Here is a 22,152-nt window from a genome sequence, read left to right as displayed (position 1 = left end):
GCCCTCATAAAGCGAGGGCTTATTTTTTATCCTTGATAAGAATGCTCTAATTCATCAATTAATGAGCCAACGTAAGAAACGGCTTTACGGATTGCATCTGGTTTTGACATATCTACTCCGGCATGTTTCATTAGTTCAAGTGGTTTCATTGTACCACCAGCGCGAAGCACATCTAACCAGCGATCAATAGCAGGTTGTCCTTCCTCTTTAATCATTTGAGCTACTGCAGTAGATGCAGTGAGGCCTGCGGAATATGTGTAAGAATATAGACCCATATAATAATGAGGCTGACGCATCCAAGTTAAGCCCGCACCTTCATCGATTTCTACAGAATCTCCCCAGAATGTCGAAAGGACATTTGTTTTAATTTCAGTTAAAGTTGTAGCTGTAAGGGCCTGTCCTTCTTCTGCTAGAGCATATACTCTACGTTGATATTCACCCTCAAGTAAATGAGTAACAAAGTTGTGATAATATGTGCCGAGTAGTTGTAGAATGACCCATCTGCGCATTCTCTTATCGTCAGTAGTCGCTAGTAAATGCTGAGCTAATAGTAATTCATTCATAGTTGATGGTGCTTCAACAAAGTACATAGATGGGCGTACATTCATAATGCGCTGGTTGTTATTTGCAAAATAAAAATGACCGGCATGTCCAAATTCATGCGCTAATGTGAAGCATCCACGCATCGTATTTTGCCATGTAATTAAAATATAAGGATGAGAGCCGTATGGACTTGAACAAAATGCCCCTGTTGATTTGCCTACGTTATCTGCAAGATCTACCCATCTTTCTTTGAATCCTTTTTCAATTATGGAACTATATTCATCGCCTAATACTTTTAAAGAATCTTGAATGAGCATGCCTGCTTCTTCATAAGTAATAGTTGGATTAAATTCAGGATCTAAAGGTGCATGTAAGTCGCAGAAAAGCATTTGATCGAGTCCTAATACTTTCTTTTTTAAATCTGCAAAACGGCGCATATGAGGTGCTAATTCTTTATAAATAATATCAAGTTGGTTGTTATACATTTCAAGTGGAACTCTTTGTGGTTCTAATAGCATATGGGTAACGGATTCATATTTACGTAAATGAGAAAGTGTTACTTGTTTTTTTACTTCAGTAGCATATGTTGTGGCAATTGTATTTTTATATCGTTTTAGTGTGGAAACAAATGATGAATATGCTTTTCGACGTATATATGTGCTTGAAGAAAATTCATATTTGCTTTCAAATAATGAGAATGAAACAGGAAGTTCGTTTCCTTGTTCGTCTTGTATAGAAGTGAAATCCATATCGGCTAATTTAGTCATGCCGTAAATTTTGTATGGAGAACTATGAACTTCGCCAAGTGCAGCAAGTGCTTCTTCTGTTTCAGGAGAGAGAGTGTGCTGCCTTTTTTGTAGTATTTCTAGTAACGATTTACGGAAAGGTTCAAGTTTTGTTTCTTCGGTTAAATATTTTTCAATTGTTCCTTCTTCAAGTGAGAGAATTTCATTATGGATAAAGGATAGTGCAGTATGTACTTTCGTCCATAAAGCAGAGATTTTGGAAGAGTTCGCTTGAATAACTGGATTTGTACGATCAGTAGATTCTTTTAAATTTGCATATGAGTACAGTTTTGTTAACGTCATTAAAAGCTCTTCTTCTAAAAGTAGGCAATTTAATAAAGTTGTGGAGTTAGTATGTAAACGTCCTTTAAATGTATCAAGTTTCTGTATATCATTTTCTAATACGTTTAATGCGGTATGCCATTCGGCATCAGAATTATACAAATCGGATAAATCCCATGTTAGTTCAGCAGGCACCTCTGCGCGATTAAGGCGATTTTCCATTACATTTTTCAAGTCGTATCTCCTCCTTATTAAGACTATCTAAAAACATGATACTAGAAAATTCAGTAAAATAAAAATATTTTATATTTTTATATATGAAAAAGAAGGACAAGCACTTCTATGCTTGTCCTTCTTTTTAAATTTAAGGATTAATATACTTTATCGCCGTTGAAAATCGAGTTTTTCACGACAACATAATCTACAGTACGAATAGCATCTAATTTTGTTCCACCAGCGTAAGAGATAGAAGATTGAAGATCTTGTTCCATTTCGATTAACGTATCTTCTAAAGAACCTTTATGCTCAACGAACATTTTCTTACCTTCAACGTTTTTCTTCTCACCCTTTTGGAATTCAGAAGCAGAACCGAAGTATTCTTTATAAAGTTTGCCATCTCTTTCAATTGTTTCCCCTGGAGACTCTTCGTGACCAGCGAATAGAGAACCGATCATGACCATAGTTGCCCCAAATCGAATAGATTTAGCTACGTCGCCGTGTGTACGAATACCACCATCAGCGATAATTGGCTTACTTGCAGCTTTCGCACACCAGCGAAGTGCAGCTAGCTGCCAACCACCAGTTCCGAAACCTGTTTTAATTTTAGTAATACAAACTTTACCAGGTCCAATACCAACTTTTGTTGCATCAGCACCAGCATTTTCTAATTCTCTTACCGCTTCTGGAGTTCCAACGTTTCCAGCGATAACGAAGCTCTCTGGTAAATGTTTTTTAATATGTTGAATCATGTTGATCACAGCATTAGAATGACCGTGTGCGATATCAATCGTGATATATTCAGGTGTAAGTTGCTCAGCAGCTAATTGTTGTACGAATTCATATTCGTCCTCTTTTACACCAACGCTGATAGAAGCGATTAATCCACGTGATTGCATATCTCTAATGAATGAGATTCGTTTCTCTGGTTGGAAACGATGCATGATATAGAAGTAATTGTTTTCAGCTAAATAAGTTGCGATTCTTTCATCAATAATCGTTTGCATATTTGCAGGCACGACAGGTAATTTAAATTTATGTTTTCCTAAAGTGACAGTTGTATCACATTCAGAGCGGCTATTTACAATACATTTTGCAGGAATTAATTGAATATCTTCATAGTCGAATACGTTTTCCATCATTTACACCCCTAAAATACGAATATTTTATTTTTATTAATCAAAAATGTTCGTCCATAGGATAATTTACATTATTTTTATTAAGAAGTCAAAGGATTTCTTAACGTTTTTTGAAAAAGTAGATTTTATATCTAAAAAATAACGTTAAAAACGAATTTAAAATGTATTTTTATTTATATTGTTCGTTTATGGTAAGGGTTGAAAAATTGAGACAATTATAAAAGGTTGTATGTATTCTTTTTATTTTTTGGAGTGGGATGGAGGATACTATAAAAGGGTTAATGCTAACAATACGAGCAAAAGATGTTATCAATTAGTTGAACAATATATGAAATGATAAGGTTTATTTCTATATAAAAAGATGAATCTGGCATGAACCACCTTTTTATGTAAGGTTTCAAGTATAATAAGTAGGGTGATAGTAACGTATACAAAAGATAAAAAAGAAAATAATACATAATAAAATGAGGTTAATATATGAGTAAAAAAAGTTTTTCTGATTATAAATTAAGTAAGGAAATTGTAAGGGCACTTACTGGGTTAGGATATGATCATCCAACAGAAGTACAAGGTGAGGTTATTCCAGTCGCATTACAAAAGAAGGATCTTGTTGTGAAGTCTCAGACTGGAAGTGGAAAAACAGCTTCATTTGGTATTCCACTTTGTGAAATGGTGGAGTGGGAAGAGAATAAACCACAAGCATTAGTTTTAACACCAACGAGAGAGCTTGCGGTGCAGGTAAAAGAAGATATTACAAATATAGGTCGATTCAAAAGGATTAAGGCTGCGGCAGTTTATGGGAAATCTCCATTTGCACGTCAAAAATTAGAGTTAAAGCAAAAGACACATATTGTAGTTGGGACTCCTGGTCGTGTGTTGGATCATATTGAAAAGGGTACCCTTTCTTTAGAGTGTTTGAAGTATTTAGTTATTGATGAAGCAGATGAGATGTTAAATATGGGCTTTATCGATCAAGTAGAGGCAATTATTGATGAATTACCTACAAAAAGAATGACAATGTTATTTTCAGCAACACTCCCAGAAGATGTTGAAAAATTGTCTCGTACATATATGAATTCACCAACTCATATTGAAATTAAAGCAGCTGGGATTACAACGGATAAAATTGTACATACTCTTTTTGAGGTAATAGAAGACGAGAAGCTTTCACTACTTAAAGATGTAACAACGATTGAGAATCCTGATAGTTGTATTATTTTCTGCCGTACACAAGAAAATGTAGATCATGTATATAGACAGTTAAAACGAGCTAATTATCCTTGCGACAAAATACATGGTGGTATGTTACAAGAAGATCGTTTTGAAGTCATGGATGATTTTAGAAAAGGGAAGTTCCGTTATTTAGTAGCAACAGACGTGGCTGCGAGAGGAATTGATATTGATAATATTACACATGTTATTAATTATGATATTCCACTTGAAAAAGAAAGCTATGTACATCGTACTGGAAGAACGGGACGAGCTGGAAATAGTGGAAAAGCTATTACATTTATAACACCATATGAAAATAGATTTTTAGAAGAGATTGAGGAGTATATTGGTTTTGAAATTCCAAAGGCAATTGGACCTTCAAAAGAAGAAGTTATGAAAGAGAAAGCTGCATTTGAAGAAAAGATACATGCTAAACCAATTATAAAGAAAGATAAAAATGCGGACATAAACAAAGGCATTATGAAGCTGTACTTTAATGGCGGGAAGAAAAAGAAAATTAGAGCGGTAGATTTCGTCGGTACAATTGCTAAAATTAAAGGTGTTACAGCAGAAGATATAGGTATTATTACGATACAAGATAACGTTTCTTACGTTGAAATATTAAATGGAAAAGGACCACTTGTCTTGAAAGTCATGAAGACTACAACGATTAAAGGGAAACAATTAAAAGTTCATGAGGCAATTAAGTAAATAAAAAACTATCCACTTCAAATAGGTGGATAGTTTTTTATTTATGATTTTTTCAAATCATCAACTAGTTGCTCTGCTAAACGTCTATACATATTACTCATAGTCACGAAGGATGTTAGTAGTAGAAATTTTTCTAGCTTTGTATCTTCTAAGGAAGAAATCTCATTTACTTCTGTAACACGTTTATTTACGTCTTGTTTAAAGCTTTCGACATTGCTTTCAGTAAGAGCAAGATAATTTTTATATACCGCATTTAATTCAAATGAATCATCGTTTAATAAGGAGTCATTTATATTTTCTAATGAACTTTTTATGTCGTTAATGGAGAGAGCTCCTTTTAATTGGTAAATTAGGCTAATTAAAATCATATGCTCTTTTGAATACTTTTTATTTTTGATAGGGATGAATAGTTTTCCTTTTGCGTAATTATTAATCATTGTTTTTGTTAATACTTTTTCATCATCAGTTCTCGTTGTATCTGCATAAGTATTCTCAAATAGTTGGACAACTTGGTCTACATATAAGTCAACATTTGGAATATCCTCAAGTTTAATATTTTTTTCTAAATGTAATGTCTCAAGTAATTCATTTATATTTTCCACGTAGAATCCCTCACTTTTATAACTTAGTGGAACTTAATGTTTAATATATCTTTAAATATGGTATTACGAAACAAATGAATTGTAAATGTTGACCTCAAAAAGAAATGTGTATATAATTACATGTAGTTATTAAAACTACATGTAATTATATGAGGGGTGTTATTATGAATACTTATGTAAGGGAACCAGTTAACGCATTTACTCACTTAGGTGGAGCGATATTATCATTTATTGCCTTATTAGCCATGCTTGTGAAAGTTTCTATTAAGATGCCATCATTTGCTGCAATTACAGCTGTTATTTTGTTTGGTATTGGAATGATGGTCCTTTATACGGCGTCAGCTGTGTATCATAGTGTTGTGGCCAATGAACGTGTTATTTACTTCTTTAGGAAGCTAGATCATTCTATGATTTTTATATTAATTGCAGGTACATATGCACCCTTTTGCTTAATTACATTAAATTCAGTAAGTGGTTTGCTATTATTTTGTTTAGTCTATGCAACTGCGATTTGTGGTATTGTGTTTAAAATGTTTTGGTTTAATTGTCCAAGATGGTTATCGACAGCAATTTATATTACGATGGGTTGGTTAATTGTTTTGTTCTTTGCACCGTTAGCTGAGAATTTAAGTACAGGAGGTATTGTTTTCTTAGTACTTGGGGGCATTTTTTATACAATTGGTGGATTTATTTATGGCACAAAGCCAAAATGGCTAGAGTTTAAATATATGGGACATCATGAAATTTTTCATGTTTTTGTATTATTAGGTAGTCTTGCGCATTTTCTAAGTGTATATTGTTACGTAATTCAATAAAAAAACGCCACATAATTTTTATTATGTGGCGTTTTTTATTACCTGATTAGAATCGTATATGTTATAAAATTATTATGGGATAAAATGTAAGTTTCTGTGTTCGCATGTTAAACATAGGATAAGAAATATGTGATATACTTTGAGAAGTTTATAATGAATGAAATATGGAGGACTATAATTATGGCAATACTTGTAACAGGTGGAGCAGGATATATTGGTAGTCATACATGTGTAGAATTACTAAATAGCGGTTACGAAGTTATAGTAGTGGATAATCTTTCGAATAGCTCGGTAGAATCCATAAATCGAGTGAAAGAAATAACAGGAAAACAATTTAAGTTTTATAAAGAAGATGTTTTAAATCGCGAAGCGCTTGACGCAATTTTTGAAGAAAATGTAATTGAAGCAGTTATTCACTTTGCAGGATTTAAAGCTGTAGGGGAGTCAGTAGCGATTCCATTAACATATTATCACAACAACATTACAAGCACGTTAGTGCTATGTGAAGTAATGCAGAAACATAATGTAAAGAAGATGATCTTTAGTTCATCTGCAACTGTATATGGTATCCCGGAAACGTCACCGATTACGGAGGAGTTTCCATTAAGTGCAACAAATCCATATGGTCAAACGAAATTAATGATTGAGCAAATTATGCGTGATGTAGCATTTGCAGATGCAGAATGGAGTATCGCATTACTTCGCTATTTCAATCCATTTGGTGCACACGAAAGTGGGCGTATCGGAGAAGATCCAAATGGAATCCCAAATAACTTAATGCCATATGTAACGCAAGTAGCAGTAGGTAAGTTAAAAGAATTAAGTGTATTCGGAAATGACTATCCAACGAAAGATGGAACAGGAGTCCGTGATTACATCCATGTTGTGGACTTAGCAAATGGTCACGTAAAGGCGCTTGAGAAAGTACTGAGTACAACAGGAGTAGATGCTTATAACCTGGGCACAGGCATGGGCTATAGTGTACTAGAGATGGTTGAAGCATTTGAAAAAGTTTCGGGCAAGAAAGTTCCTTATAAAATTACAGAGCGTCGCCCAGGTGATGTGGCAGTATGTTTTGCTGATGCATCGAAAGCAAAGCGTGAATTAGGCTGGGAGGCAATACGCGGATTAGAAGAGATGTGTGCAGATTCTTGGAAATGGCAATCAAATAATAAAAATGGCTATTTAGAAGTTTAATGATGAATAAAAAAATGACCTTTGCATAAAAGCAAGAGGTCATTTTTTATATTCATTTTCTATTAAGTTTATTACCTAACCTAGAAAAGAACGTTCGCTGTTTTATAGGAATATTTGACTGGCAAAACGTGTAGGAATCGATATTTTCAATGTCAGTAAAGGTATTGTTATAAATAAGGAAAATTATCGGAAAGGATATAGATGAGGGATCAACTGCCTGTAAAACCCCAACTGATTAAGGCTTTACTTTATGATCAGCCAGCAACACAAGAGCAATTTCAACAAGCATATGTAAATTTATTAAAAGAAATTAAAGGTTTTGATTCAAGCCTATTCCTTATACAAAATTGAGGATTTGAAACAATCAAAAACTGTTAAGGGGTACTATCGCGCTTTAGGTCCGTAATACAATTTTCTCATAAGAAAGAATGTATTACGGACCACCACCTATTACATAATAGGAGGAATTAATGAATTCGAACAAGTTGTTTGTGATATACTGTGTTTCCCTCTTGACTTGTATATGGTGGGAGACTTCGTCCGAAACAATTTGCAATAATATTGGAGTGAGCGGGATAAGAAATACGTATTTCATACAAATCAATAGTCTCATCTAAATTAGCATAAAAGACTGCGAGATGATTGCCTTGTAAAACATATGGGAATTCTACTTCTGTATTTTCACCAATTAATACAGGTAACTTTACAGGATTAGAATAATTAGACCAATCCCACACTTCTATATTTACATAGTGAGCGTAATATGCATCTAAATTTACAATGTTTATGACTGCTGAAATAGTTGCAGGCTCTCTTGTTAACACACCTGTAGAGTGAAAAACAGAATGATTTGGATAATGAAGAGGCATAAATATCAAACCTTTCTTAAAATGATATGATTTTACAATATCTTATGCTAGAAGGTAGTAGAATGAGATAGAGGAATGTATTATTTTATTCATTTTTTATGGGAATTGAAAGCGTATTATTGAAATGTATTCCAACACTTGTATCATCGCTAGAGTCCGTTTATAATCAAGGCATCCTAGTTCATGTTTTGATAGGATTATTTATTATTGAAAGCGTTTTAAGTTCGCTCCTTTTTTGAAGTAGGAGGTCTGACTTATCCGGATGAAAAATTATGTATGTAGTTTTAAATGGGAAGAAAAATAATATAAGTATCACTTTATAGTGTGGGGAGGTTAAAAGTGTGAAAGGTAAAGATTTTCACACGAATATATATGGGTTATGTAGGATTATTACTTTCAGGGGCAGCTTTATTTTTAAATAGTTTTGTTATATTAGGGAAAGCAGAGATGAAAAGTGCGGGTGTTTTTAATTTATTTGTGGGTGCACTACAAATTATTATTCCGTTTTATTTGATCATGATTTCTGACCAAAGCAATTGGACAGTGTATTCATATGCGGCTACTTTCTTATTTGGATTAACCTATTTATATGTAGGTGTTACTTTTATAAAGGGAATGGATAGTAGTGGTCTAGGATGGTTTTGTATTTGGGTAGCAATTATAGCCTTATTCTATATGGTTGTTTCATTTGTTCAATTTCATGATGTTGTTAATGCGTTAACATGGTTTATGTGGGCATTACTTTGGTACTTATTCTTTGTGCTAAATACACAAAAAAAGAATATTAATCAATATCTCGGAAGAATCGCCTTCGTACAATCATGGGTAACATTGACTTTACCTTCACTATTTTATTTTATGGGAGTGTGGGGAGAGGGATTTGTATATGAACTATGGGTTTATGTATCAGTAATTTCTATTTTGTACTTTTGTTATTGTATTTTTAAATATAGAGTCCGTTAATATATTATCTGCATAAAAGCATGGAATCGTTAAACTGATTTCATGCTTTTTTATATAGTAGCCTTTTATAATAAAAGAAGTAGTATTTTATAAATTGCAAAAATGGGGATGATGAAATTGAAGAAAGTGTTGGTGCTAGGAGGAACAAGATTTTTTGGTAAACATTTAGTAGAGTACCTTTTGCAAGCTGGACACGATGTAACAATTGCCACGAGGGGAGTTACTGAAGATTCTTTTGGTAACGCAGTAAAAAGAATAATTGTCGATAGAGAAGATGGAAAACTACTAGAAGAGCGTCTAGAAGGAAAAAGTTATGATATTGTATACGATAATTTATGCTATAGTTCAAATGCAGCGAAAATGGTATGTGAAGTTTTAAAAGGAAAAACGAAGAAGTATATTATGACATCTTCAATGGCTGTCTATGAACCTGCATTAAGCTTGTTAGAAGAGGACTTTAATCCATACGAATATGCAATTACATATGGAGATAGGAATGATTTTAATTATAGTGAAGGAAAGCGATTAGCCGAAGCGGTTTTATTTCAATATGCAACATTCCCAGTCGTTACAGTGCGTTTTCCAGTTGTTATTGGAGAAAATGATTATACGAAAAGGTTACAATTTTACGTTGAATGTGTTGTGAACCAAAAACCTATCGTTGTGGATCATGTAGATGGAACTTTGTCATTTATACATGAAAAAGAGGCAGGAGAGTTTCTAGCTTGGTGCGGAATGGAAAATGTGAAAGGACCAATTAATGCCTGTAGTAACGGGGGAGTTTCTATGGAAGAAATTATTCATTTCATAGAAGAGAAGACGGGAATAAAAGCACTTATCCAGGAAGCTGGGGAAAATATAGCTCCTTATAATGAGGTAACTAACTGTACGTTACATAATGGAAAGGCTCGTGAATTCGGATTTTTGTTCCGAGAGCTGAAAATAGAAATAAAAAATGTTTTAAAACATTATATAAATACAATGAAGTAATCATAAATCCCCCGGTGGCAATCCGGGGGATTCTGGAGGATTTCGACAATACTGATTTTACATTACCAAATTTACCTTATACGTACGACTAATGTTTTTGCAATTGAATTGCTTGTAAATACTTCTCGTTTACTTGGTCCCAGTTTACTGTATGCCACCAGTTGGTAACAAACTCGGGGCGCCGATTTTGATACTTTAAATAATAAGCATGTTCCCATACATCAATTACGAGTAAGGGGATTTTCCCTTCTTGCAAAGGCGTATCTTGATTTGGTGTACTCATAACAGAGAGTTCCTCACCGTCAAGAACAAGCCATCCATAGCCACTTCCAAAACGACTAATAGCTGCTTTGGAAAGTTGATCTTTTAAGTTGTCAAAGGTATTGAAATAATAATCAATTACTTTTGCAACGTCTCCATTAGGCTCACCGCCACCTCGTGGGCTCATCACTTCCCAAAAAAGACTATGACAATAGTGACCACCACCGTTATTTCGTACAGCTGTAACAATTTCCTTCGGTAAAGCATCTAAATTACATAGCAATTCTTCTAAAGATTTATTATGTAATTCAGTATAATTTTCTAAAGTAGCATTTAAATTGTTTACGTATGTCGCATGGTGCTTTCCATGATGAATGGAAAGTGTATTGCTATCGATATGTGGCTCTAGTTCATCATAGTCATATGAAAGCTTTGGCAATTGAAATGAAGACACAACATTACCTCCTTTCTATCTAAAAAGTTGGTCTAGGTAAAAATACTTTACCTGAGTCAAAAATACACCCGTTTTTCATATAAGTCAATAGTAAGTTTATTAATTTTCTGAAAAATATTACAATAAAAGTAACACTCTCACTTTCATTTGTGACTCCTATCCTTTTTGCTTATACTGTAAAGTAGCAGGGTTTTGTTGAAATAGAAGGAGATTGTTTATGAGTAAAACGAAACAATTAATAGAGGAAGCAAGTAATTTTATTACGATTTGTTATAAGGAGCTTCATAAAGAACAATTGATAGAAGAACGTATAAAAGAAATTCAAATTGAGGTAGAGAAGACAGGGACATATGAGCATACATTTGAAGAACTTGTTCATGGTTCACGAATGGCATGGCGTAACAGTAATAGATGTATTGGGAGACTATTTTGGAGTAAGATGCACATATTAGATGCGCGCGAAGTAAATGATGAAGAGGGTGTATATAATGCATTAATTCATCATATTAAATATGCAACGAACGACGGGAAAGTTAAACCAACCATTACGATTTTTAAGCAATATCAAGGTGAGGAAAATAATATACGAATTTATAATCACCAATTGATTCGATATGCAGGATATAAAACAGAAATGGGAGTGATTGGTGACTCTCATTCCGCTACATTTACGGACTTTTGTAAGGAGCTTGGCTGGAAAGGAGAAGGTACGAATTTCGATGTATTGCCACTTGTGTTTTCTATAAACGGGAAGGTGCCTACATATAAAGAAATTCCGAGAGAAGAAGTAAAAGAAGTGCCGATTGAACACCCAGAATATCCTATTTCATCACTTGGAGCAAAATGGTATGGGGTTCCAATGATTTCAGATATGTGCTTAGAAATTGGTGGTATTTCTTATACAGCTGCTCCGTTCAATGGATGGTATATGGGAACAGAAATTGGGGCGCGCAACTTAGCGGATCATGATCGTTATAATTTACTTCCGGCTGTTGCGGAGATGATGGATTTAGATACATCGAGAAACGGTACGTTATGGAAAGATAAGGCGCTAATCGAGTTGAATATTGCCGTACTACACTCCTTTAAAAAACAAGGAGTTAGTATCGTTGACCACCATACTGCTGCACAACAATTTCAGCAATTTGAGAAGCAAGAAGCTGCTTGTGGTCGAGTTGTAACAGGTAATTGGGTGTGGCTTATTCCACCATTATCTCCAGCTACCACTCACATTTATCATAAACCGTATCCCAATGAAATTTTGAAGCCGAATTTCTTTCATAAATAATATTTAGTGTAGGTTTTTTTGCAAAATATAATTTTTTTTAATTACTGTTATGTAGCAAATGGAAGCCTTTACTCTCGGTTATTTTTGGAAGAGGCTTTTTGAACCAAGGAGTTCCTTATGTTATAATCAAATTTCTGTTTCGAAGACCTTATAGAAATATAAGGTCTTTTGTTTTGCTTTTTTATGTAAGAGAAAGAGATTTTTTCTTTTTAATAAGGGATTTGGCATATTTTTAGGGACAACATAAGTATGTGGGAAGTCGATAAAATGTTATGCATATATAATTATTGTGTTTTGGGTTTAAACAATAAAACATAATAAAGTTGTTTTTTTAGATTGCTGAGGAAGGAGGAAGTATAAATGAGGATGAAGAGTCGAAAAACTGATTGGCCTGTATTTATTATTAGTGGTGGTTCACTTTTATTATTTGTAATTGCAGTTTTTTTGAACAAGGATTATGTAGAGAGTACGATTAATAACAGTTTCGCTTTTTCAATTAAATATTTCGGTGCATTCTGGCAAGTTTTATTATTAGGTACATTTGTTGTTGCAATGTGTATGGCGTTCTCGAAATATGGGAGAGTTAAACTTGGGGGATTAGAAAAACCTGAGATTAGTACGGCAAAATGGCTTGCTATTATTATGTCTACATTACTTGCCGGAGGTGGCGTTTTTTGGGCAGCAGCAGAGCCAATGTACCATTTGATGACGGTGCCACCAATACATGATGGTATATCTGCTGGAACGAAAGAAGCAGTCATGCCTGCTTTAGCACAAAGTTATATGCATTGGGGATTTTTAGCATGGACGATTTTAGGCACAATTAGTGCGGTAGTTATGATGTATGGACATTATCATAAAGGTATGCCGCTAAAACCTCGAACGCTTTTATATCCTATTTTTGGGGAAAAATTAAGAAAGAGCCTGCTTGGAACGATAATTGATGCAGCTGCAATTATTGCAGTAGCTGCAGGTACAATTGGCCCAATTGGATTTTTAGGTTTGCAAGCAAGTTATGGATTACAAGAATTATTTGGAATTTCTGATGTGTTTACTACTCAATTAGCAATTATTGTTTGTGTAGTGGCCGTGTCTACCATATCGGCAGTAACAGGTATTGATAAAGGGATTCAAATTATAAGTAATTTAAATGTTAGATTGGCAATTTTATTAATGGCATTCATATTACTATTTGGGCCAGGTGGATTTATTATTGATTCGTTTGTTTCTTCGTTTGGATTTTATGTAAGTGAGTTTATACCGATGAGCACATACCGTGGTGATACAAGTTGGTTAGGATCTTGGACAATCTTTTTCTGGGGATGGTTTATTGGATACGGACCAATGATGGCAATTTTAGTGAGTCGAATTTCAAGAGGGAGAACGATTCGAGAAATCATCGTTGCAATTGGAATTATCGCACCTATTATTACAACGTTTTGGTTTACTATATTAGGTGGATCAGGTGTGTTTTATGAGTTAATGAATCCTGGGTCTATCTCGGACGCATTAAGTGAATCTGGTATGCCGGCAGCTATGATTGCAATTACAGGGCAACTGCCACTTTCTAATATTATTGGACCAGCATTTCTTTTATTAACAATTTTATTTGTAGTGACAACAGGAGATTCAATGGCGTATTCCATTTCAATGGCAGTGACTGGAGACGGAGATCCTAGAATTAGTTTGCGAATTTTTTGGTCGCTTATTATGGGAGCAGTTGCAGCAATTCTTTTATATATGGGTGAAGGAAGTATTAATGCGCTACAATCGTTTATCGTAGTGACGGCAGTTCCGGTATCAATTTTGTTATTCCCAATGCTATGGTTAGCGCCTAAAGTTGCAGGAGAATTAGCATTAAAACAAGGTATTGTAAAAGAAGAAGATAAAACTGCATTCTTATTTCAGAAGGCTAGTAAATAAAAACGTAAAAGAGGAAGCATCTTAAATGAGATGCTTCCTCTTTTATGTTTAGTCTAATACTTTTCCCTTTGTTTCTGGTACACATAGTAGCATTGTAATTAACCCGATTGGATAGATGATAAAAATCAGGGACAATGCTCCAAGCAGGTTGCCACCTGTAGCGAGTAAGCCAATAATAACAGGTCCAAATCCAGCTAACCCACGTCCTGTACCGAAAATAAAGTTTTCTGCGGTAGAGCGAGCTTCAGCAGGATAGTTTTCAGCTAAAATTGCCCCAAATCCTCCCATCATTCCATTTGCAAAGAATCCAAGCAATGCACTTCCCCATAATAATAATGTTGAATCTGTGAATAAGAAGAAATAAATGAGACAGTATACTGTACCGCCAATATAATAAATTGCAAAAGTTTTACGACGACCAATTTTATCAGCCAAAATACCAAAGATTGCAATTCCAATTAGCATACCGATGGTAGAAATGAACATCCAGCCACTTGCTTTTGCTAATGTATAGTTATATTTATTTGCTAAAATAGTTGGCATCCATGTGAAGATTCCGTAATATCCGAAGTTCTGGATAAATGACATAATAATAAGACCGATTGTTGTGATTGTTACTTTTTTATTGGCAAATAACTTTCGAAGTGGGAATTTTTTTATATGTTTTAGTTGTTCTGCTTCAGTAGTTGTTAATTTACCTGAAGCTTCTTTTTGCAATAGTTCCTTTTTGTAGCGTTGTTTTTGCTCCCATATTTTCGGTTCACTTAAACTTTTACGTACATAGACAGCTAGTAAAGCTGGAATTAATCCAAATAAGAAAACGGCTCTCCATCCAAAGTACGGGACAATAAATGCTGGAAGGAGTGAAGCAATCAGTACACCAAATTGCCATCCAAGTGCAACAACAGATGTCGCTTTAGCGCGCATTTCTTTAGACCATGTTTCTGTTACAATGGCCATTCCGATTCCGAATTCACCACCAACTCCCATTCCAACTAAAAAGCGAAGAATTAATAATTGCGAGTAGTCTGTTGCGAAATAAATGAGTGCGGTTGCTAGTGAAAACAGTAAGATTGTGAAGGCCATTGTACGAATACGACCGAATAAATCAGCAATAAATCCAAATAAATAAGAACCAATTAACATCCCTATTGTGGTAGCTAATGTTAAGTTTCCACCTTCAACAGGACTTAAGTGAAACTCTTTTAAAATATAGACAAGTACGAAAGATAATAGCAACATATCTAAACCTTCTGCTGCATATCCTAGCGCAGAACCAAATAATGTTTTATACCTTTTCGCTTTCGTCTCCTCTGTTGTTTGTTGTACATCAGTAGTGACGTTCATTATTACTCCTCCTTATTTTCTACAGTCGCTATGGAAGAATAACAAAAGGCCTTCTCACCTGATATGATGAGAAGGCCAAAAAAGCATACGTATCCCCAAAAAAGAACATACGTATATTGTATTCCGACTTCCTTCTCAACCTCACGGGGTTGGGTTAAAGGACTGTATTATATTACTTTATTTTTAGCACTCTTCTATTGGATTGTCAAATAAAGAGGAAGTTATTATGTGTAAAATATTTCAAAAAACATTTCGTTCTTCTTGACGTCGACTTCATTATTTTCCCATAATAAAACTAACTAAATAAAAAGGAATGAATCAAAGATGCTAAATTTAGTACTCATGATGATTGAACGAGTCGGACTTATAGTTATTTTAGGATTTTTACTCTCTCATATTAAAACTTTCAGGCGCCTCCTTCATAAACAGGATGGCTATGTAGATAAGCTTAAGCTTATTTGTATTTTTTCGGTATTTACAATTGTAAGCAATTACACTGGGATTGAAATAGCGGGAAATACAATTATGAATGAAAATTGGTTACAAGGTGTTTCTTCGTCAAGTACAATTGCGAATACGCGTATTATGGGGGTTGGTATTAGCGGCTTACTTGGTGGCCCTATCGTAGGGGTTGGAGTGGGGTTTATTGCTGGTATTCATCGTTATATGCTTGGTGGTACGACAGCGCTAAGCTGTGCAATTTCTTCTATTTTAGCCGGGATTATAACTGGTTATATCGGATATATTTTCAAAAAATATAACCGTACAATTACTCCTAAGTTTTCAGCAGTTTTAAGTGTTTTTATCGTATCTTTAGAAATGCTTATGATTTTATTAATTATAGAGGATGGAATTAGCGTTGTGAAAACAATAGCGATACCCATGATTCTTGTAAATAGTTTTGGAAGTTTTATTTTACTTTCTATGATACAAGCTATTTTGCGTCAGGAGGAGAATGCAAAAGCACTTCAGACTCATAAAGTATTGCGTATTGCTGATAAAACGTTACCGTATTTTCGTCAAGGCTTAACAGAAGAATCGTGTAAGCATGTGGCACAAATTATTCACCGCTTTACAGGAACGGATGCGGTATCTTTAACAGATACAGAGAAAATATTAGCGCACGTTGGATTAGCATCAGATCACCATATTCCTTCACATAGTTTAATAACTGGTTTATCAAAAGAAGTTTTACATACAGGGCAAATAATGAAGGCGAAATCACGTGAGGTTATTAATTGCCAACATGAAGGCTGTCCCTTACAAGCCGCTATTGTTATTCCACTAACTTCACATGGAAATACGATAGGGACATTAAAACTGTATTTCAAAAATTCTAACCAGTTAAGTCGCGTTGAAGAAGAATTAGCAGAAGGGTTAGCAAAAATATTCTCCACGCAGTTAGAGTTAGGCGAAGCTGAGTTGCAAAGTAAATTACTTCAAGATGCGGAGATAAAAGCATTACAAGCGCAAATTAACCCGCACTTTTTATTTAATGCGATTAATACAGTATCAGCTTTATGCCGAACAGATGTAGAAAAAGCAAGGAAGTTATTATTACAGCTTAGCGTGTATTTCCGTTGTAATTTGCAAGGAGCACGTCAGTTATTGATTCCACTAGAACAAGAATTAAACCATGTACAGGCATACTTATCACTAGAACAAGCAAGGTTCCCAAATAAGTATGAGGTAAAGATGTATATTGAGGATGAGCTAAAGACAACTTTAGTACCACCATTTGTTCTTCAACTATTGGTTGAAAATGCATTGCGACATGCTTTTCCGAAGAAGCAACCAGTATGCGAAGTGGAAGTGCATGTTTTTGAAAAAGAGGGTATGGTTCATTTTGAAGTAAAAGATAATGGACAGGGAATTGAGGAAGAACGTTTAGAACAATTAGGAAAGATGGTAGTTTCGTCAAAGAAAGGGACTGGAACAGCTTTATATAATATTAATGAACGTCTTATTGGGTTATTTGGGAAAGAAACGATGCTTCATATCGAAAGTGAATTAAATAAAGGGACGGAGATTACCTTTATTATTCCAAAAAAAGTAGGGGAGGAAGAGCCAGGTGTTAAAAGTATTAGTAGTTGACGATGAAATGTTAGCACGTGATGAACTAAAGTATTTATTAGAGAGAACGAAAGAAGTTGAGATAGTTGGTGAGGCTGATTGTGTGGAAGACGCATTAGAAGAACTAATGCAATGTAGACCAGATATTGTGTTTTTAGATATTCAATTATCCGATGATAACGGATTTGAAATCGCGAATATATTAAAGAAGATGAAAAATCCACCTGCAATTGTATTTGCTACTGCCTATGATCAATATGCGCTGCAAGCATTTGAAGTAGATGCGTTAGACTACATTTTAAAACCATTTGATGAAGAGCGTATTGTGCAAACATTAAAGAAGTATAAAAAACAAAAACAAGCGCAAATAGAAACGAAGCACGAAATAAAGGGGACAGATGTAACAGCAGAGATGCATAAATTAGCATTACCAATTGAAGAATCAATCGTACTTGTGAATATTGAAGATATTATATATGTAGGGCTTGTAGATGGGAAAGTAACAGTAAAAACAATGAGGGAAACATATGTAACACATGATACACTTGTAATTTTAGAGAAGAAGTTACCACAAGCAAGCTTCATGCGCGTCCATCGTAGCTTTATTACGAATATTAATCATATTACTGAAATTCAGCCATGGTTCAATTCTACTTATAATTTAATCATGAAAGAAGGATCGAAAGTACCTGTTAGCCGTACATATGCCAAAGAACTCAAGAAGCTGCTTCGTATTTAAGAAGCAGCTTTTGTATTTCATCCTTTTATATTTGCAACTGATTCTGTATATTTGACGTTCTGATATGTAAACGCTTACTTAGGCGTTTATATCCTATACAATAAAGGTACCAAATCGAAAGAGGTGGCCAAAATGAGTACGAAAAAAGTATATAGTTTCTTATCACAAGCATTCATATTCTCAGCTATTATGTTAATTTCTAATATTATTGCAACACATTTACCAATTCCGATGCCTTCATCGGTAATCGGGTTAGTTATTTTATTTAGTCTATTATGTTTAAAAGTTATTAAATTGGAGCAAGTTGAATCACTCGGAACAGCTTTAACAGGTATTATCGGATTCCTTTTCGTCCCATCAGGTATTTCAGTTATTAATTCTCTTGGTGTAATGGGACAATATTTTGTACAAATTGTAACTGTAATTGTTGTAGCAACAGTTATTTTACTCGCTGTAACAGGATTATTTGCACAATTTATTTTAGGAAAAGACGAAAAAGAAACAGAAGATACAAAAGAATTGAAAGTAGTAAATAAAGGACGCAAGCACGGAAAGGTTGCGTAACCATTGCATTTATATATTGTTAGGAGGTAATGAATATGGCAAGCACAATGACTCCATATTTCGGAATCGTCGTTTCATTAATCGCATACGGGATCGGAACATTATTATTCAAGCATTCAAAAGGATTCTTCTTATTCACACCATTATTTGTAGCGATGGTATTAGGGATTGTCTTTCTAAAGGTAGGTAACTTTACATTTGAAGAATATAATACTGGCGGAAAAATGATTAGTTTCTTCTTAGAACCAGCAACAATTGCATTCGCTATCCCACTATACAAACAAGTGGATAAGTTGAAAAAATATTGGTGGCAAATTTTATCGGCTATCGTGGTTGGATCTATTTGCTCAGTAATTGTCGTGTTCATTGTTGCAAAAGCAATCGGTTTAGATACAGCAGTAATGAATTCAATGCTACCACAAGCAGCAACAACAGCAATTGCGTTACCAATCTCAGAAAGTATTGGTGGTATTCCAGCAATTACATCGTTTGCAGTTATTTTCAACGCAGTTATCGTATACGCATTAGGGGCATTATTCTTAAAAACATTTAGAGTTAAGCATCCAATTGCAAAAGGTTTAGCACTTGGAACAGCGGGCCACGCATTAGGAGTTGCAGTAGGAATTGAAATGGGTGAGGTAGAGGCAGCGATGGCAAGCATTGCTGTAACGGTAGTTGGGGTTGTAACAGTAGTTGTCATCCCAATGTTTATGCCGTTCATTGGATAGTAAAACTTACTTAAAAAATAAGAAAAGCAAGCTATTTGTAGGACAGATTTCTACTGATAGCTTGCTTTTTATGTTACAGTAGTGGTAAGACCTATTTAAAAAAATGTAAGTTTCCTTAAATCTTCATTAATACTATGTAGAATACGTTTTGAATTAGGTCATTGTATTGTAAAATAAGAAGTAAGCTACTATATACCTGTTAAGATAGGCATATAATGAGTTTATAAAAATCTTAATATGAATGAATAATTAAAAGTAGAAAAGAGAGAGAAATCTACTTATTAACGTTTTAGTTTATAGGACAGGAGAGAGTATTCGTCGATTATGCAAATAAAAAACCTGTTTCAAAGCAAAGGATTTCAGAGGTTACTCGTATTAGTAATACTTGCTCTCGTGTTATACGGGCTGCAAAGTATGTTGAATTTAATATTAATTACGTTTATTCTCACGTATTTAATGGATCGATTCCAAAAGTTTATTTCCCGCAAATTAGATCATTTCATGCCTATTAATCGAAAAATTATTATAGCATTTCTATATGTAATGTTAATTGGTGGAATTGCTATTACGCTATTTAAATATTTACCAGTATTAACGATACAAATTTCACAATTGATTTACCAATTCAATGTATTTTTAAGAAACCCACCAGATAGTGAACTAATTAAGTATGCAGTTAATGCTGTCAATCATATGGAGCTTTCTAAATATGTAGGACAAGGCGTAGACATTTTGTATAAATCGATTACGAATGTTGGTAAATTTGGCCTTCAAGTTTTACTTTCTTTAATTTTAAGTTTGTTTTTCTTACTAGAAAAATCTCGTATTGTTGGTTTTACTGCAAAGTTTAAAGAAAGCAGGCTTGCAATTTTCTATACTGAAATTGAGTACTTCGGAAAGAAATTTGCACGTTCATTTGGAAAGGTAATCGAAGCGCAATTTTTAATTGCTGTTGTTAACTGTGTTCTTTCAGTTATCGCATTATGGATATTAGGATTCCCGCAATTATTAGGTTTAGCGTTAATGATTTTCTTGCTTGGCTTAATTCCAGTAGCGGGGGTTATCATTTCGTTATTCCCACTTTGTATGATTGCTTACAATATTGGCGGTATTATGTACGTTGTTTATATTTTAGTTATCGTAACAGTTATTCATGCGCTTGAAAGTTACGTATTAAATCCGAAGTTTATGTCGCAAAAAACAAATTTACCGATTTTCTATACTTTTATGGTATTAATCTTTTCAGAACACTTCTTAGGTGTATGGGGACTGATTATCGGTATTCCAATCTTCATTTTCTTACTAGATGTTTTAGACGTGACAAGTGATGAAATGGAGAAGGATGTTGGAACAAAATAAAGTGAAGTAGAGAAAAAGCATCGATGTTCGATGCTTTTTCTTTTATAACATTATGTTTCTTATGCCATACTGTAAGGAGAATATAGAATAGGGGTGAAAGAATGGCTGTAAATGAAAAGGTAGAGTTGGCTACATTTGCTGGAGGGTGTTTTTGGTGTATGGTTTCTCCATTTGAAGAGATGGAGGGAATTATACAGGTTGTTTCAGGTTATACAGGCGGTCATAAAGAGGATCCAACGTATAAAGAAGTGTGCTCGGAAACAACAGGACATTATGAAGCGGTACAAATTACATTTGATGAAAATAAAATGCCGTATGAGGAATTGTTAAATATATATTGGAGACAAATTGATCCGACCGATATTGGGGGACAATTCCATGACCGCGGACAGTCTTATGAAACGGTGATTTTTTATCATAATGAACAACAACATAAAAAAGCAGAAGCCTCAAAAGAAGAGCTTGAGCAGAGTGGGCGCTTTTCGAAACCAATTGCGACAAAAATACTACCAGCAGCTACATTTTATCCAGCTGAGGAATATCACCAAGGATATCATAAGAGAAACACATTCCGCTATGAGTTATATCGTAAAGGCTCAGGACGAGATGCTTTTATTAAGCAACATTGGCCAAAGGATAATGCTCATTTAAAAGAAAAACTCAATGAGATGCAGTTTTATGTAACACAGGAAAATGGTACAGAACCACCATTTCGAAATGAGTATTGGAACCATAAAGAGGAAGGGCTTTATGTAGATATCGTTTCAGGTGAGCCGTTGTTTACTTCTCTAGATAAATTTGATAGTGGATGTGGATGGCCTAGTTTTACAAAACCAGTTATGTCAGCAAGTGTGAAAGAAAAGATGGATGTGAGTCATAATATGACACGTACAGAAGTGAGAAGTAAAGAAGGAGATTCACATCTTGGGCATGTATTTCCAGACGGTCCAGGACCGAATGGGCTTCGTTACTGCATTAATTCCGCAGCTCTTCGATTTATTCCAAAAGAGGAATTAGAAAAAGAAGGCTATGGCGATTTCTTAATCTTGTTTGGAAATAAAAAATAACCTCGCAGTTAGCGAGGTTATTTTT

20 protein-coding genes are annotated in these 22,152 nt (G+C 34.4%); 14 read left to right on the top strand and 6 right to left on the bottom strand.

The window, feature by feature from the left end:
• Nucleotides 1–26: 26 nt before the first annotated feature.
• Nucleotides 27–1,844, bottom strand: a complete 1,818-nt coding sequence (gene pepF, locus MHI26_RS28040; RefSeq protein ID WP_061667716.1) for an oligoendopeptidase F — start codon at nucleotides 1,842–1,844, stop codon at nucleotides 27–29.
• A 137-nt stretch (nucleotides 1,845–1,981) separates the two neighbouring features.
• A complete protein-coding gene (gene guaC, locus MHI26_RS28035) occupies nucleotides 1,982–2,965 on the bottom strand; it encodes a GMP reductase (RefSeq protein WP_000432447.1) in 984 nt (327 codons plus the stop codon).
• Nucleotides 2,966–3,442: 477 nt separating this feature from the next.
• Between guaC and MHI26_RS28030 the strand changes: the two genes are divergently transcribed.
• On the top strand, nucleotides 3,443–4,888 hold the full coding sequence (locus MHI26_RS28030; protein WP_061667717.1) for a DEAD/DEAH box helicase: 1,446 nt from the start codon (nucleotides 3,443–3,445) through the stop codon (nucleotides 4,886–4,888).
• A 41-nt stretch (nucleotides 4,889–4,929) separates the two neighbouring features.
• Here the strand turns inward: MHI26_RS28030 and MHI26_RS28025 are convergent, their stop codons facing one another.
• Complete coding sequence (locus MHI26_RS28025) at nucleotides 4,930–5,490, bottom strand: DUF1836 domain-containing protein (RefSeq protein WP_000427876.1); 561 nt, start codon at nucleotides 5,488–5,490, stop codon at nucleotides 4,930–4,932.
• A 164-nt stretch (nucleotides 5,491–5,654) separates the two neighbouring features.
• Here MHI26_RS28025 and trhA point away from each other — a divergent pair, with 164 nt between their 5' ends.
• The 3 genes from trhA to MHI26_RS28010 all read left to right on the top strand — a co-directional run bounded on the left by trhA (nucleotide 5,655) and on the right by MHI26_RS28010 (nucleotide 7,853).
• The gene (trhA, locus tag MHI26_RS28020; RefSeq protein WP_061667718.1) at nucleotides 5,655–6,305 is read left to right on the top strand and encodes a PAQR family membrane homeostasis protein TrhA; all 651 of its coding nucleotides are present in this window, start codon (nucleotides 5,655–5,657) and stop codon (nucleotides 6,303–6,305) included.
• A gap of 180 nt (nucleotides 6,306–6,485) precedes the next feature.
• Nucleotides 6,486–7,502: a UDP-glucose 4-epimerase GalE gene (gene galE, locus MHI26_RS28015; RefSeq protein ID WP_086407104.1), complete on the top strand. Its 1,017-nt coding sequence runs from the start codon at nucleotides 6,486–6,488 to the stop codon at nucleotides 7,500–7,502.
• Between the two features lie 201 nt (nucleotides 7,503–7,703).
• On the top strand, nucleotides 7,704–7,853 hold the full coding sequence (locus MHI26_RS28010) for a hypothetical protein (protein WP_170959329.1): 150 nt from the start codon (nucleotides 7,704–7,706) through the stop codon (nucleotides 7,851–7,853).
• Between the two features lie 116 nt (nucleotides 7,854–7,969).
• Here the strand turns inward: MHI26_RS28010 and MHI26_RS28005 are convergent, their stop codons facing one another.
• Nucleotides 7,970–8,371 (bottom strand): hypothetical protein, encoded by a 402-nt coding sequence (locus MHI26_RS28005; protein ID WP_001128271.1) that lies wholly within the window; start codon nucleotides 8,369–8,371, stop codon nucleotides 7,970–7,972.
• A gap of 372 nt (nucleotides 8,372–8,743) precedes the next feature.
• Between MHI26_RS28005 and MHI26_RS28000 the strand changes: the two genes are divergently transcribed.
• Both MHI26_RS28000 and MHI26_RS27995 read left to right on the top strand, forming a co-directional pair.
• Nucleotides 8,744–9,334: an AmiS/UreI family transporter gene (locus MHI26_RS28000; RefSeq protein ID WP_061667944.1), complete on the top strand. Its 591-nt coding sequence runs from the start codon at nucleotides 8,744–8,746 to the stop codon at nucleotides 9,332–9,334.
• A gap of 102 nt (nucleotides 9,335–9,436) precedes the next feature.
• Nucleotides 9,437–10,324, top strand: a complete 888-nt coding sequence (locus tag MHI26_RS27995) for an NAD-dependent epimerase/dehydratase family protein (RefSeq protein ID WP_061667943.1) — start codon at nucleotides 9,437–9,439, stop codon at nucleotides 10,322–10,324.
• A gap of 88 nt (nucleotides 10,325–10,412) precedes the next feature.
• Here the strand turns inward: MHI26_RS27995 and sodA are convergent, their stop codons facing one another.
• Nucleotides 10,413–11,039 carry a superoxide dismutase [Mn] gene (sodA, locus tag MHI26_RS27990; RefSeq protein ID WP_061667942.1) on the bottom strand — a complete coding sequence of 209 codons (627 nt, stop codon included), beginning with the start codon at nucleotides 11,037–11,039 and terminating at the stop codon, nucleotides 10,413–10,415.
• A 217-nt stretch (nucleotides 11,040–11,256) separates the two neighbouring features.
• On the opposite strand from sodA, the gene MHI26_RS27985 reads away from it, so the two are divergent.
• Nucleotides 11,257–12,327: a nitric oxide synthase oxygenase gene (locus MHI26_RS27985; protein ID WP_000047629.1), complete on the top strand. Its 1,071-nt coding sequence runs from the start codon at nucleotides 11,257–11,259 to the stop codon at nucleotides 12,325–12,327.
• 360 nt (nucleotides 12,328–12,687) lie between these two features.
• Nucleotides 12,688–14,250 (top strand): BCCT family transporter, encoded by a 1,563-nt coding sequence (locus MHI26_RS27980; RefSeq protein ID WP_061667941.1) that lies wholly within the window; start codon nucleotides 12,688–12,690, stop codon nucleotides 14,248–14,250.
• Nucleotides 14,251–14,298: 48 nt separating this feature from the next.
• On the opposite strand, the gene MHI26_RS27975 is transcribed toward MHI26_RS27980, so the two are convergent.
• The gene (locus MHI26_RS27975) at nucleotides 14,299–15,597 is read right to left on the bottom strand and encodes an MFS transporter (RefSeq protein WP_001103409.1); all 1,299 of its coding nucleotides are present in this window, start codon (nucleotides 15,595–15,597) and stop codon (nucleotides 14,299–14,301) included.
• Nucleotides 15,598–15,921: 324 nt separating this feature from the next.
• Between MHI26_RS27975 and lytS the strand changes: the two genes are divergently transcribed.
• From lytS to msrB, 6 genes are all read left to right on the top strand, one after another.
• Nucleotides 15,922–17,691 (top strand): two-component system sensor histidine kinase LytS, encoded by a 1,770-nt coding sequence (gene lytS, locus MHI26_RS27970; RefSeq protein WP_000933588.1) that lies wholly within the window; start codon nucleotides 15,922–15,924, stop codon nucleotides 17,689–17,691.
• On the top strand, nucleotides 17,669–18,409 hold the full coding sequence (locus MHI26_RS27965; RefSeq protein ID WP_061667940.1) for a LytR/AlgR family response regulator transcription factor: 741 nt from the start codon (nucleotides 17,669–17,671) through the stop codon (nucleotides 18,407–18,409). Before lytS ends, MHI26_RS27965 begins: the two co-directional genes overlap by 23 nt.
• Nucleotides 18,410–18,541: 132 nt before the next feature.
• Nucleotides 18,542–18,973: an antiholin-like murein hydrolase modulator LrgA gene (gene lrgA, locus MHI26_RS27960; protein WP_000104903.1), complete on the top strand. Its 432-nt coding sequence runs from the start codon at nucleotides 18,542–18,544 to the stop codon at nucleotides 18,971–18,973.
• Between the two features lie 35 nt (nucleotides 18,974–19,008).
• On the top strand, nucleotides 19,009–19,701 hold the full coding sequence (lrgB, locus tag MHI26_RS27955) for an antiholin-like protein LrgB (RefSeq protein WP_000168869.1): 693 nt from the start codon (nucleotides 19,009–19,011) through the stop codon (nucleotides 19,699–19,701).
• 324 nt (nucleotides 19,702–20,025) lie between these two features.
• Nucleotides 20,026–21,060, top strand: coding sequence for an AI-2E family transporter (locus MHI26_RS27950; protein ID WP_001166011.1), 1,035 nt, complete (start codon nucleotides 20,026–20,028; stop codon nucleotides 21,058–21,060).
• Nucleotides 21,061–21,161: 101 nt separating this feature from the next.
• A complete protein-coding gene (gene msrB, locus MHI26_RS27945; protein WP_061667939.1) occupies nucleotides 21,162–22,127 on the top strand; it encodes a peptide-methionine (R)-S-oxide reductase MsrB in 966 nt (321 codons plus the stop codon).
• Nucleotides 22,128–22,152 lie beyond the last annotated feature (25 nt).

This window comes from Bacillus sp. FSL K6-1218 (assembly GCF_038006445.1).
GTDB lineage: Bacteria > Bacillota > Bacilli > Bacillales > Bacillaceae_G > Bacillus_A > Bacillus_A thuringiensis_S.
This window is presented reverse-complemented; position numbering and strand designations above follow the sequence as displayed.